Below are 13,742 nucleotides of genomic sequence, written 5' to 3'. Positions count from 1 at the left end.
CAGTTAGTGAATGCATGAGATGGCGTTACACTTATCCACGACGCCATCGAGCATACTCTTAGATTAACTTGCGTTCCTTGGCGATTTCAGCCAGCCCTTGTTCAAAGTGAGTGACCTTAAAATCAGGGAAATGGGCTTTAAATTTATCGGAAATAAACAGATTGTCGCAGCGATAACGGGGCAGCAATTCTCCCGCATCACGTATGGTGGGGTTGAATTTACCCGCGAGCCACAGTTGCCATTCTTTGACCACAGTATATCGCGCCGATACTTTAAAAATGTCGGCGGCAAGAGTAATAAATTCCTTATAGGTCAATATATTGTCATCACAGGGTAAGTGCCATGTTTGGCCATAGGCATCGGGCGTATTCCCGAGTAAGGCCATGGCGCGGCTGGCATCAGGGGTGTAAATCAAACTGCGTTTCGTATTGTCACGTAAAAACACTTTGGCCTTTTTCCCTTGGGCGAGATTGTCGATAACCGTCGTATTGGTGATGCTCTGGGTTTGGCCTGGGCCGTAAAATTCTGGCGCGCGGCAGATCATCGCCTCGAGTCGCCCTGCACAGATTTCATCGAGTAACATTTGGGTGATGTCGTCCCTCACGTGGCCTTTGGTACCATTGGGCGCAAAGGCCGTATCCTCGCGCTGCGGCGTCGCCGTTTGCGGATACATATAGGTATTATCGAAATACACCAGCTTGGCGCCGTGAGTCTTACAGGCCTGAATAACATTACCCATGATAACAGGCCATTGCTCGACCCAAAGCTGAGTATCCATTGGCAGTCCCGCCGTGAGATAAACGATTTCAGAGCCTTCCACCGCGGCAAGGGTTTGTGCTAAGTCGAGCAGGTTGGCGCTCTTTAACTCGTCCGTGGCATTCACTTTTTGCGGTTTACGGCTAACAAGGCGAATGTCGCAGTCAAACTCGCGGTTAAGGCTAAGGGCTAGTTCTCTGCCGATTTGACCGTTGGCTCCGAGTATGGTTTGTCTCATGTTTTCTCCAAAGGGATGACTCGTTTGCCACTATCCTAAGGTTAAAGCTAAGTTTAAGGTCAATAGCCTATCTTGGGATTTATTCGCTTGAGCTTAAACTGCACCAAGTGATGCCATAAGAATAAAGAAAGTAGTTGGGATGTGGTGACTCATTTAGGCTAAATCCACAGCCAGCAAAGTGGTGGCCAAAAAGAGGGTGCCGTTATTGTTTTCGATATGAGTCCTTTCAGTGATCGGGTTATTTGGACTTTGGCTGCGATTGAGTGGGTAAAATATCCCAACCGAATTGAGACATCACCCGCAGCGCATTGGTTTGGCAGTCCATATCTTGGGGTTTAGCTTCAATTTCGGTTAAGATCTTCAATAACTTGGCTTTGTTGAGTGCGATTTTTCGCTCGATTTCTTCGAGATCGTTGACCTTTTGTCGTAGCGTAGTGAGTAAATGTTGATGATCCCAGTTGGCCAGATCGGCTGGCAGTAATAACCGCAGTTCATCGAGGCTAAATCCCGCCTGTTGTCCCGTAGTGATCATCTCGAGCGCCATCACGGCCTCAGGGGGATAACTGCGATAACCATTCGCTTTACGTTTCACCGCTTTGAGTAAACCAATGCGTTCGTAGAATCGGATCCGCGACGCCGCAAGTCCAGTCTTTTGGGATAATTCACCAATATTCATCTTGATATCGCTTTCTTGCTGATGTTAATCGTGACCATGTGGGGACGACTCATTCTACTCTTTGCTGGCTCATCTCAATGAGCCGACTATAGGTGCGGCGAAACTCAAAACTGAGGGCGCCGCCTTGGTAAAGTTCGCTCAGTGGCACTTCGCAGCTTAAATATAAGCTCACCCCTTGATCGTATAACTCATCGATAAGGCTGATAAAACGCCGCGCTGGGTCATCGTTAGCGGCATAGGACAGTTGCCGCTCTCCCGTAGCGGCCGCTTGATTGTTGCCTGTGCCATCTTCAGTGCCGCGGGCGCGGATCCAACCTTTTACTTCGCCCCCGAGTCTGGGCACATTGCTCAGCATTAACACCTTAAATCGGCTCGCAATTTCAATATAGTCGAGTTGCGAGCGCGGGCCATCGCACAGGGCATGAAAATCAAACCAGGCGACCGATGGCAGATGGCCTTCAGTAGTGGCGCGCAGGACAGGAATATCCCGCTGACAGATGCGCAGCGTGCTGGTTTCAATCATGGGGGCGCCATGCGTCAGCGCCTTAAAAATGGCCTCGAAATCCAGTGTGCCAGTCAGGCTTATATTCTTTGAGGTGGCGGCAATGGCCTCTGCCGACGGCTCGTGATTCAAGGCATGCAACCTGTGGTCTTGCTCGCCATTCAAATGCAGCATTTGGGTATGGGCTTGGAGCAGGGCAATGCAGGGTAAAAATCTGTGTCTGGCAAGACCATTCTCATATAAGCGTTCGATGGGAATGTTGGATGTGGCGACTAGCACCACCCCTTGGGCAAACAAGGTTTCAAACAAACCGGCGAGGATCATGGCATCCCCTATGTCTGAGACAAAAAACTCATCGAAACAGAGTACCTTGCACTCCTGCGCTAAATTTTTTGCGATTAGCTTTAGGGGATCGCGCTGCCCCGCATGTTCCTTTAAGGCTTGGTGCACCCGCGCCATAAAGCGATGAAAGTGCAATCTAAGCTTTCCCTGTGGTGGCAGGGCATCGAAGAACAAATCCATAAGAAAGGTTTTACCCCGGCCGACATCACCCCACAGATATAAGCCTTTGATTGGCTGAGCGTCTGTTCGACTAATAATCAGCTGATACAGCTTATCTAAGGCGAGTACCGCCTGTGCCTGTGCGGGATCCTCAATCAGCTCGGCGCCGATTTTGGCCTGATAAATGGCCAGAGGTGATAGGGTGGCTGTTGCAGTTGTGAGCGGGTTTAAGACCATGGAATTTGTCATCAATTGAGTCAGTGTTATCCCTTTGCGGCGGCAAGCTTGGGCTTATTACGTGTGAGGTGTTAAGCCTAAATCTGCTGAAAAACCTTGCCAGCCTAACACAGTTAATCAGCGGACTAAAATCTTACCTAAAACCGACTCAAGTCAAATATCAAAGGAATCCAATGCTTTATTCTTTAGGTATTTTCACTTAACATCTTTTTCACAAAAATAATGAGATGGAATTAAACCTATGGGTAGCAAAGGTAATGGTGTCACTTTTATCAGTGCCTCGACCTCCATTGAGGGCGAGATGCAACTGGCGGGCACGGCATTAGTTGCGGGGAAATTAGCGGGGAATATCCGCTGCGCCGGACAGATTAAGATCGAGCTTGGTGGCGAAGTCTCGGGTGAACTCAGCTGTGATGAATTGAAAGCCTGCGGAGTTTTTCGCGGCAAGGTGCGTTGCAATAAATTAGTGATTGTCAGCTCTGGCACGGTCGAGGGCGAAGTGCTTAGCCACCAATTAGAAATTTATGAGGGCGGGCAGTTTATCGGTCAGCGCATCATCGGCCAAGAGCTGGAACATCTACCCGAGCTATTGCAAGCCTTAGCGCCAGAGGCCGCAGCCAAAAATACCAACACCGCTCAGTCCAACGCCTTGTATGCTCGGGATAATCAGCCGGGTGTGCGCAAATGGTTACCCTATGGCGCCGCGGCCGCCGCCGTTATTGTGCTGGTCAGTGTCATAACACCTGCAAAGTTAATTACTTGGCTAAGCACCTTTGGTCAACCAGCGGCCATTACAGCAAATACTGCGCAGGGCGATGCCCTGAATAGTGAAACTCTGCTGCAATCCCCCGTGAAAGATGACTCGCTCGCCAATGATAGCCCTGTAGCAAGCGATAACGACACGCAAACGGCTTCAGCCATGGCATTGGATAGCCACGATGGCAGCAATCCAGAACACCCAAGCGAAGGGCATCCTAATATGGAGTCTGGCGCCGCCATGGAAGACTTAGCGCAAATGGAGCAAGGCCATGCCCAGATGTTACAACAGGGCACGGCGAGCGATGTACCTAGCGGTAAACTCTAAAAAAATTAATCGTTTACTTTGACCACCTCTAGCTGCCAGCCCGGCAGCTTGTGGGTGAGATCGGCCGTTATCCTATCGACATCCCCCCGTAAAATCACCAAAGGTTCGCCGCTAAAGGCTTGCTGAGTTAACTGCTGCAACTGAGCGGGCGTCAGATCCTGCAGTTTAGCGTTCATCGCTTGGCTCGACTGGGGATCTAATCCCAACACGAGTTGATGAATAAACTGAGTTTCACGCTGGCTGGGATTGTCTTGCGTTAACAGCGCTTCACCAATCAGATAGGTTTTAAGGGCGGCAATTTCCCCTTCGCTCGCGGGCGTCGAGGCCAGCAGGTTGAGATGATCTAAGATCCCCACCACAAAGGCGCCCGTGTGCTCTATCGCCGTACTGCCATAAAACTTGATGCTGGTGGCGAGCGGCGCATTAGCGCATTGGCCGTAAATGCCATAGGTTAAGCCGCGCTGTTCACGCAAGTCATAATAGAGTCGGCCCGAAAAACTGCGCCCCAAGATGGCGGCCAAACTGCGGCAAGCGAGCGGTATATCCTGAGCAGACAAGTGTTTATAGTCGAGGGCATAACCGATTCGTACCTGAGTTTGCACGCTGCCCGGCGCATCAATCAGATAGATAGTGTGGGACTGCTTTATCGACGAAGTCGCTCGATTAAGCGGCTTTGGTTTAGTTGATGCCGTGGGTAAGCTTAAGTCTGTGCCACTCGGCCACAGGGCGAGGCTTTGCTTGAGATCAAACTCGGCTTCTTCAGCCTCTGTGCCTTCTAAAAATAGGTGCCACTGTGCTTGGGCAAACGTGCGCTGCTGCAATTGCGACAGTTCACTTAAGGTGAGTGAGTCGTACAGTGCCTGATTATTGATGCTCTGATTATAGGGATGCGCCGCCCCGAGGAGTTTATCGCGCCAGACTTTATCAATTTCGGCGCCACTAAAGGCATTTAAGTGCTTATTGAGTTTCAATTGGCGGCGGATATTGTCGATATCGACCGCTGCCATGGCATGTTCGCTAAACGCATCGGCTTGCCAAAACTGTATCAATAGCTGGTAGAGATGATTAACCGGCATGGGGCAGGCTAGGCTTAGATTGATACTGTGCAGGGTAACGCGAGTCTCGAAGGTTTCAAGGCAGGCATCGGGTTGGTTGAGCGCCAGACTACGGGCTTTCTCCTGCAGGGCGAACTGTAAAATATCCGGATTTTCGAAGGGCATGCTGGGGCTAATGGCTACAAGGCTCACCCTATTACTCAGTCCTTGGCTGCTGTGTGCTGTGTGGAGCTGGTAGGGGAGTGTTAGGCCATCGGGAATTATATCGATAAAAGCCGGTTCAGTGGGCAGGCGGATCAGCCCCTCCTCCGGTAGTTGAGTTGGGATATCGAAGCTTGCCAAACTGGGCGCTTGGGTGGCGGTAAAGTTCAGCTGGGTCTGTTGGCAAGCCATTAGCGTGATACCGAAAAGACCAAGGCTCATGGCTTTTAGGCCTTTAAGGAGAGTTGGCGCTATTGCCAATCTACTGAATGGAATCATTTTTATCATAGTACCGCGTCCTCAAGGCTATCGCTCACACCCGATGGCAGCCACTCCAGCAACGTCTTGCCAACGCGGATATACCAAGGCGGCAAGAGGTCAACCCTGACCATATTGTTGGTAAAGTAGAGCGTGGCAACCCGTTGAAGATCTTCTGTCGTTACAGAGTTAATCCGTTGCCATTGGGCCGTTAAGGGATGCCTTTGGTCTTGTTTCGCCGTGGCGGATAGTAGAGTGGCGAGCGATTGAGTGTTATCGAGCTGCGCTAACTGATTGTTCAGCCAAGTTTGTTTCAGTTGGCACAGTTCAGCGTCACTCAATGGCGTCTGATGCACTTTGGCAACCACGCCTAAAACCTTTTCCGTTAAGTCATCGAGGGAGGTTTTGGCCCTAGGTACTAAGATCAGATTGGTTATGCCATGATTTTCCAGCTCAAAGGGCAGTGAATAACTCAACATTTGCGCCGGATCGTGCTGGCTGATTTGCGCTATGGCGCTGCGGGTATTTTGGAATAAATAGCCTTCGAGCAGGCGAATGGCGGCAGCGTCGGGATGATTTTTACCCACAGTATGCCAGGCGAGCAGTAAGCCGGGCCAAGGACCACGCTCATCGATAAGCTCTGCATGTACGGGCTTAGGCGTGATTTTTAGTTCATCAAATTCGGTTATGGGCTGACTAGGTGTGGGCCAAGCATTAAAGTGTTGTGCTATAAGCGACTTGATGTCGGAGGGTAGTTTGCCGACCAGAGATAACTGCATCGCATCGGGACGATAATGGGCGCGGTGAAAGGCGATTAAACGCTCGGGACTCGCCTCGGTAATATCCTCACGACTGCCAATAATACTGTGGCCGTAGGGCGTATCTTTAACTTGCTCTAGCAGAAACTCCATCGCACTGCGCACATAGGGCTGGTTATCTATGGTTTGCGCCATTTCTTGGAGCACGGTTTCCTGCTGATTTTTTACCGTAGTCTCGTTCAAATCGGGGCGAATAAAACGATCGGCCTCGAGGAACAACCCCAAGCTTAGAGCTTGGCTGGGCAGAGTGACGTAATAATTGGTGTAATCGAAGTGAGTGCTGGCATTAAAACGCGCCCCAAGGGCACTTAACTGTTGGGCATAGCTGTCGCCGGGTGCCTGCTCACTGCCCTTGAAGAGCATGTGCTCGAATAAGTGCGCGTAGCCAGTTTGGCCCTTGGCCTCATTGCGCGCGCCGACATTAAATTGGCTGGCAATGGTCAAAGTATGCTTATCCGCTTGTGGCAAGAGGTGCACTGTGAGGCCATTGGCTAAAGTGTAAGTCTCAATGTGCGACTCGAGTTGATACAGTTGCTCGGCGCCCGTTATCAGGCACTGCGCCTTAAGCGAAGGGCTAAGCAACGCGATAACTAGGCCGAAATAACCGCTAAGGTATGGTCTCATTTAGCATCCTATCTAAATTACCCGCTGAAGGCTTTCATCTGTGTGCTTGTGTGAGCAGCTTAGCCCACTCGTCTGATTTCATCTAAATCAGTTGAATAGCATTCAGTTTTTGAAAAGAACTGCTATGATGGCACAGTTCTTTTTCTGGCATAAGTACAAGATATGGTAAGCAGATCTCCGTTCGAATCCTTTCAGTGGAAAAGCGATATTTTTAACTGTGAAAGCACTGATATCGATAATTTTTATCTACAGCTTGAGCAGGAAATGTCCCGTTTGGGGATGGTTGAGAAAAAACTCGGTGAAGTCGGCAAATACTGCGTCAGTCTGTATCAATCTCCCGCCGCCAAATCTGGCTTACCTTCGTTATTGATCAGCGCAGGGTTTCACGGTGAAGAATCGGCAGGCCCTTGGGGCTTACTGCACTTTTTAAGTGAGGCATCAGCCGATTTATTTGAACGGGTGAATTTGAGCATTCTGCCTCTGGTGAACCCAACTGGCTTTAAGCGTGGCCACAGATTTAACAAGTTTGGTGAAAACCCTAACCGTGGCTTCGTGTTTGAAAACGGTAAACCTAAGGCCAATGAGAGCACCTCGGTGGAAGGTAAGCTGCTGTTAGATCATGCGCAATTACTCATCGCGGCGAGCCGTGACGGTATTTTAACCTGCCATGAGGACGTGCTGAGCCGTGAGGCTTATGTGTATTCCTTCGAGCCAAGCCAAGTGCCGGGACGTTTTAGTCTCGATTTACGCGATACCTTAGGGGGCTATTTCCCTATCGCTGCTGACGGTGAAATTGATGGTTGCCCTGTTAAAGATGGCTTGATTTTCAATCACTTCGATACCTCATTTGAGGCGTGTTTAGTGCGTAGCGGCGCGCGTGTCGGTGCCTGTACCGAAACCCCTGCACTGCAAAACTTCGACCAACGCATCTTGGCAAATAGCGCGGCAATGACTCATTTCTTGGCCCTTTGCGCACCATTATGCGATTGAGCCGATAATTTCATTTCGATTGAAACAAAAATACCCGCCTAGGCGGGTATTTTTATGGGCGCAGCGGCATCAACCGCTGCAATCTATTACTTTGCCGATTATTGATTAATAATCGTTGGCACGCCTGTACGCTCATCGAGCAGCTTTTTAATCACTGCTGAATCGGTATCGGCCTTGGCAATAAACTTAGCGATGTCTTTCGGTAAGGTCAGAGAGACAGGCTCTTCTGATTCAAACTCGGCAATGGTGCGTGACAGTGGTTGGTGCACGGCTAAGTAGCGCTTACCGTCTGGCTCTTCGGTTGCTTTAATCGGTTGGTTCACAAATTGTACTCGGGTACCCACTGGAACCGTTTTGAATAAGTGTTCAATGTCATCGTGGCGTAAACGTACACAGCCTTGGCTGACACGTAAACCAATACCGAAGCTGGCGTTGGTACCATGGATGGCATACAAGTTACCTATGTAGAGCGCGTAGAGTCCCATTGGGTTATCGGGGCCGGCTGGCCATACCGCAGGCAGAATTTCGCCCCTTGCCGCATATTCTTTACGAATACGTGGGGTTGGTGTCCAAGTTGGGTTAGCGCGTTTACGTTGAACACTGGTGACCCAGTTTTCAGGGGTATCTTTACCAATCTGACCAATACCGATTGGCAGCACTTCAACGGTGTTCTTACCTTTTGGATAGTAATACAGGCGCATTTCGGCAACGTTGATAACAATGCCTTCACGCGGCGCATTGGGCAGAATGAGCTGTTGAGGAATTAATAGCTTGCTGCCTGGAGTAGGTAGGAAAGGATCCACGCCAGGGTTTGCTTCCAGCAAGTTGCTTAGACCGAGTTGGAATTTAGCGGCAACATCTTCGAGGGTGTGTTTACCCTCTGGCACTGTGTAATACAGGTTCTCGCCAACTAACCGACTCTTCGAAGACGGTAAAGGGTATTCCGTTGCTAAAGCGGAAAGACTCGGAAAAACCAGAGTCAATAATAAAGCTGTGGTGCGAAGCATACTCATAAGCGGATACTACGATTCCTGTTAATAAAATAACCTGTTTTACGCGGCTTTTCTCCCCAAAACAGGGCGGCAAATTGTCTGGCAAAGTGCACTGGCGCGCGAAGCTCGCATCCTTCCTTATTTTGGCCATTATTTCAACTGAAATATGATCCGTACAGCGTATTTATCACTTATTTTAGCCTTAAGCGTTTTGCGAGGCGATGCAGATTGCCAGGATCGAGTCCTAAGGCTCTGGCCGAGGCGGCCCAATTGCCGCTATGTACACTGAGTACTTGTTTGATGAAGTCACGCTGAAAGGCATCGGTCGCTTGGGCTAAACTGGCACCTTCTAACGGGCGAAGCTGTGTTTCGTTTACGCTTAAACTTGTCGATGCGCTTGTTTCTGAATGACTTTGTTTAAACGGTAAATCAAAATGTTGTGGCGCTATGGTGCAGCAGCCATCCTGTGCCGAGACTCGCGCCAGTACGGTTGCCCTGTGAATGGCGTGCTCGAGCTCGCGCACATTGCCCGGCCAGGTATATTGATTGAGCAAGATTAAGCTACTGGGGCTGAAATTAAGCTGTTTCATCCCAAGCTTTTGCCTATATCGCTCGGCAAAGAATCCGCTCAACAAGGTGATGTCCTGCTCGCGCTCGCGCAGTGGCGGCACCAGCAGGGGAAACACGCTCAACCTATGGTAAAGATCGGCCCTAAAACGGCCAGCCAGCACTTCTGTTTTAAGATCTTTATTGGTGGCGGCAATGATACGCACATCGACTTTTAGACTGCGATCATCGCCCACTTTTTGAATATCGCCATATTGTAGTACCCGCAGCAACTTGGCCTGAAGCGTGAGCGGCAGCTCGCCAATCTCATCGAGAAAGAGTGTGCCCTTATCGGCCATTTCAAACTTGCCACTGCGATGGCTGATGGCGCCGGTAAACGCGCCTTTGATATGGCCAAAGAGTTCGCTTTCGGCAACCGATTCAGGAAGCGCCGCGCAATTGAGATAAACCAAGGGTTTGTGCTGTCTCGCGGACTTTTGGTGTATTGCCTGTGCAACTAACTCTTTGCCTGTTCCAGTCTCGCCTAAAATCAGTACGTTAAGGTCGCTATGGGCAACAACTTCTATCTCTCGATTCAAGCTTTGCATCTGGGGCGAGTTACCTATGATCTCGGCATCGTGGTTAAGGTTGGGGCTTTTTTCCTGCACATGGGTCGAGTGGCTATTGAGTGCCATGCGCTCCAACTTTTCAACCAGCAGGGCGTTGCTTAAGGATGCGGCGGCAATCGCACTTAAGCTGCGAAGCTCAGTATTGCTGAATTGGTCGAACTGCAGGGGATTGAAGGCATCGATAGTCACGGCACCGATAAGCTGTTCGTCGGCAAATAAGGGCAGTCCGATACAGGCATGGACCTTCAATGCCCCGGTTTGATTGGGGATCAAGCCATCGTAGGGATCGGCAAGTTCACTGTCGGCTGGAAAGCGCACTATATCCCCCGCCCGGGCAATGGCCTCAAGCCTTGGATGTTCATTCAGGATAAAGCGTCTGCCGAGCACATCCTCGTTCAAACCGTCGATGGCAAGCGGGGTAAAATAGTGTCCATGGAAGGTGAGTAGCGCTGCCGCGTCACAGTGCAGGTTAGCTCTCACCGTATCGAGCAAGCGTGAGAAGCGGTCTCTGTGGGCTAAACCTGAGGTAATGTCCAGTGCGATACGGGTAAGGTCGGTTTGACTAAGGGCCATAAAAACTCCTGCAGCGAGGTTCCCCTGATTTATAGCATTGATTGTTATATTGACACAGGTTATTTAGACACTGCTAACCGTTATTGCGGTAAGGCTATAAAAGCGTGGTAAACGATAAACGGCACAGGCCATCAAACTAAGCAACCAAGGTGCCTAAACGACACCTTGGTCAGAACGGATTTATCGCTGTGGTTAGTGATTTGTTTGTAAGACTTCCTGTTGCACTTTGGCTGGTTTATTCTGGGCTTTTCTAATCAAATCGAGCAAGAAGGCGCCCATTAAGAGACCGCCGATACTGAAGATGACATCCCCAAACATACGCATCCAAACCAGCTTTTCAACCAGCGGACTATGGATCACTTCTGGCGAGCGGGCGAACCAATATCCATGGTCGATGACGGCAAAAAACTGCGTAATCCCCACGGGTAATAACGACATGAACACCATAGCCGCTAGGCCAATGTTGAGGCTCCAGAAGGCGCCCTTAAGCATTTTGTCATTCCACTGCATATTGTCGGTGAGACCCCGCAGACAGAAGAGCATCAAGCCCATGCCCAGCATACCGTACACGCCCATAAAGGCGGCGTGACCGTGGGTGGCCGTGGTGTTTAATCCTTGAATGTAATAGAGCGAGATAGGTGGATTGATTAAAAAGCCCAGCATACCTGCACCGACTAAGTTCCAAAACGCGGTCGCCACAAAGAACATAATCGCCCAATGATAACGTTGCATCCAGCCACTGGCTTTGCGCAGACGGTAGGTTTCCATCGCTTCAAAACCAATTATGGCGAGGGGAACGACTTCTAAGGCGGAGAAGATGGCGCCCCAGGCGATCACTGAGGTCGGGGTGCCAGTAAAGTAGAGGTGGTGTAGGGTGCCAATCAAACCACCGGTTAGGAAGATCACTGTCGTGAATAACACCGCACCGTTGGCACTGCGACCGCGGATTAAACCTAAACGTACTAACATTAAGGCGATAACGGCGGTGGCAAAGGTTTCGAAGAAGCCCTCAACCCACAGGTGTACAACCCACCAACGCCAGTATTCTGCAATTGCTAAATTGGCGTGTTTACCCATAAAGAGGCCGGCGCCATAGAACAAGCCAATCGCCACGCAGGAGGCATAGAGTACCCAAATTACAGGGCGCATCTCGCCTTGCACTTTAAGGGCGGGTTTAATGGCGGCGGTGACTAGGGCCAGCCAAATCAATAATCCGACGAGGAGTAAGATTTGCCATACTCGGCCAAGATCTATGTACTCATATCCTTGGTGTCCAAAGAGGAAGTTCATGTCGAGGTCAAAATACTGCTGCACCCCAATCCATTCGCCCGCCATTGAGCCAAGCACCACGACGACTAAGGCTACCCAGAGTACGTTAACGCCGAGACGCTGATATTTAGGCTCATAACCCGATAAGGCGGGAGCAATATACAGCCCAGTGCCTAACCAGGCCGTGGCTATCCAAAATACCGCTAACTGGGTGTGCCAGGTACGAGTCACTGAGTAGGGGAGTATTTCCGAAATCGGTAAACCGTAAAACTCTTGGCCTTCAACCGCATAGTGGGCCGTGATCCCGCCGAGTAAAATTTGCAGTAAAAACAGACCAATTGCCGTGATGAAGTATTTGCCGACGGCTTTTTGTGAGGCGGTGGGTTTAGTGAAAAACAGCGGATCTTGCTCCGAAGGCTTGGGCAGACTTTCATGCTTGCCGCTCGCATGGTGCCAGATCAATCCGCCAATCCCCGCAATTAAGGTCACAATACTGAGTATTGACCAGACGATATTATCCGAGGTCGGTGTATTGCCTAATTGGGGATCGAAGGGCCAGTTATTGGTGTAGGTATAGGGGGCATCGGGGCGTTCAGTGATTGCCGCCCAGGCTCCCCAAAAGAGGAACGCATTGAGTTGTTCGCGGCGGGTAAGATCGGGCACAGTGCCTTCTTTCATGGCGTATTGTTCACGAAGCTTGCTAAGCTCCGGATCGCTCCCAAACAGGGATAAATAATGCTGCTCGACCTTATTTATCGCCTCGATACGAGTGTCGGACAAGCGAATAAGCACAGTGCCATCGGCCTGTGGCTCGACGCTGTTATGGCGTAAATCTTCCCTTAAGGCTTGTTCAAGGCCAGCTTTTTGTTGGGCGCTTAATTGGGCAAACGGTGTTTGATATTGCTGCTCTGCGCGAATATCGAGCCAAGCTTCGGCTTCTCTGTGTAACCAGTCGGCGGTCCAATCCGGGGCAACATAAGAGCCATGTCCCCAAACCGACCCCAGTTGATGGCCGCCCATGGAGCGCCAGACCAATTGGCCTTGTTCGATATCATTTTCGCTAAACACAACCTGACCATTTACATCGGTAAATGCAGTGGGGATCGGCGGTTTTTCCCGATAAATTTCACTGCCGATGCTCAGCAACACAGTGAATGAAGCAATCAGCACAACTAACAGTGCGATAGCGGTGAGTTTTTGTTTGCTCATAAGTCTCCTTGATGCAACGTCATTTTGATACGTTTCACCTGCTATTGCGTAATACGTGCCAAACCTTTTTGTTGTTGAAAATAAAGAAGAATATAAATTTTGCTCTATGCTTGATTGTCTTTTTGATACTGAATATTGATTGTTGATATGACAGTGATTGTCTTTATGACAGCTTTAGAGGCTTGTATGTCGATAACACAATGGAAAAGGTGATTTTATCTATGCTTTCAAGTTATTGCAGAGTTTAACTGGACTTAAGCCGACTTTTAGCGAATACAGCATATTTTTATATAGTTATCCTCGCGATTTTGGCGGTATACAGTGAGTTTATATGGAATGCTATTTTTAAATATATTGATAAATAAAGATTTTATCTTGTTTATGAGCTTGGGTTCATGTTCGATAGGCGTTTGTGGTTGTACTGGTTTTTATGTAAAAGTTAGTCAAAATGGCCTTTTACTGAGGATTTGGATGTAGATGTTTGAAATTTAATATTTAAAACTCCATTAATTTGCATTTTTTATGCTAGTATAGAAACACAAAAATTTTCAATTGAGTCATTTTTAATCTAGGTGATTTCTTTA

The 13,742-nt window shown here is 49.5% G+C and carries 10 protein-coding genes; 2 read left to right on the top strand and 8 right to left on the bottom strand.

The window, feature by feature from the left end; genetic code table 11:
* Positions 1-58: 58 nt before the first annotated feature.
* The 3 genes from M0415_RS09685 to zapE form a co-directional block, all read right to left on the bottom strand.
* Positions 59-994 (bottom strand): NAD-dependent epimerase/dehydratase family protein, encoded by a 936-nt coding sequence (locus M0415_RS09685; RefSeq protein ID WP_249554040.1) that lies wholly within the window; start codon positions 992-994, stop codon positions 59-61.
* A 238-nt stretch (positions 995-1,232) separates the two neighbouring features.
* Positions 1,233-1,670 carry a MerR family transcriptional regulator gene (locus tag M0415_RS09680; protein WP_249554042.1) on the bottom strand — a complete coding sequence of 146 codons (438 nt, stop codon included), beginning with the start codon at positions 1,668-1,670 and terminating at the stop codon, positions 1,233-1,235.
* Between the two features lie 49 nt (positions 1,671-1,719).
* Entirely contained in the window at positions 1,720-2,922 is a 1,203-nt protein-coding gene (zapE, locus tag M0415_RS09675; RefSeq protein WP_249554044.1) for a cell division protein ZapE, read from the bottom strand.
* 229 nt (positions 2,923-3,151) lie between these two features.
* On the opposite strand from zapE, the gene M0415_RS09670 reads away from it, so the two are divergent.
* Positions 3,152-3,994, top strand: a complete 843-nt coding sequence (locus M0415_RS09670; RefSeq protein ID WP_249554045.1) for a bactofilin family protein — start codon at positions 3,152-3,154, stop codon at positions 3,992-3,994.
* Positions 3,995-3,999: 5 nt separating this feature from the next.
* Here M0415_RS09670 and M0415_RS09665 read toward each other — a convergent pair whose 3' ends face one another.
* Together M0415_RS09665 and M0415_RS09660 are read right to left on the bottom strand one after the other, a co-directional pair.
* A complete protein-coding gene (locus M0415_RS09665) occupies positions 4,000-5,538 on the bottom strand; it encodes a M16 family metallopeptidase (RefSeq protein WP_249554047.1) in 1,539 nt (512 codons plus the stop codon).
* On the bottom strand, positions 5,535-6,950 hold the full coding sequence (locus M0415_RS09660; protein WP_249554049.1) for a M16 family metallopeptidase: 1,416 nt from the start codon (positions 6,948-6,950) through the stop codon (positions 5,535-5,537). The genes M0415_RS09665 and M0415_RS09660 overlap by 4 nt, the downstream gene beginning before the upstream one ends.
* 162 nt (positions 6,951-7,112) lie before the next feature.
* Here M0415_RS09660 and M0415_RS09655 point away from each other — a divergent pair, with 162 nt between their 5' ends.
* Positions 7,113-7,940: an N-acetyl-ornithine deacetylase gene (locus M0415_RS09655; RefSeq protein ID WP_249554051.1), complete on the top strand. Its 828-nt coding sequence runs from the start codon at positions 7,113-7,115 to the stop codon at positions 7,938-7,940.
* Positions 7,941-8,038: 98 nt separating this feature from the next.
* Here the strand turns inward: M0415_RS09655 and M0415_RS09650 are convergent, their stop codons facing one another.
* From M0415_RS09650 to M0415_RS09640, 3 genes are all read right to left on the bottom strand, one after another.
* Positions 8,039-8,953: a L,D-transpeptidase family protein gene (locus tag M0415_RS09650; RefSeq protein ID WP_088210998.1), complete on the bottom strand. Its 915-nt coding sequence runs from the start codon at positions 8,951-8,953 to the stop codon at positions 8,039-8,041.
* Between the two features lie 170 nt (positions 8,954-9,123).
* Entirely contained in the window at positions 9,124-10,680 is a 1,557-nt protein-coding gene (gene norR / locus M0415_RS09645; protein WP_249554053.1) for a nitric oxide reductase transcriptional regulator NorR, read from the bottom strand.
* Between the two features lie 192 nt (positions 10,681-10,872).
* Entirely contained in the window at positions 10,873-13,158 is a 2,286-nt protein-coding gene (locus tag M0415_RS09640) for a nitric-oxide reductase large subunit (protein ID WP_249554055.1), read from the bottom strand.
* Positions 13,159-13,742: the final 584 nt, after the last annotated feature.

This window comes from Shewanella sp. 10B, from assembly GCF_023475885.1.
In the GTDB taxonomy this organism is placed as follows: domain Bacteria; phylum Pseudomonadota; class Gammaproteobacteria; order Enterobacterales; family Shewanellaceae; genus Shewanella; species Shewanella mangrovisoli.
This window is presented reverse-complemented; position numbering and strand designations above follow the sequence as displayed.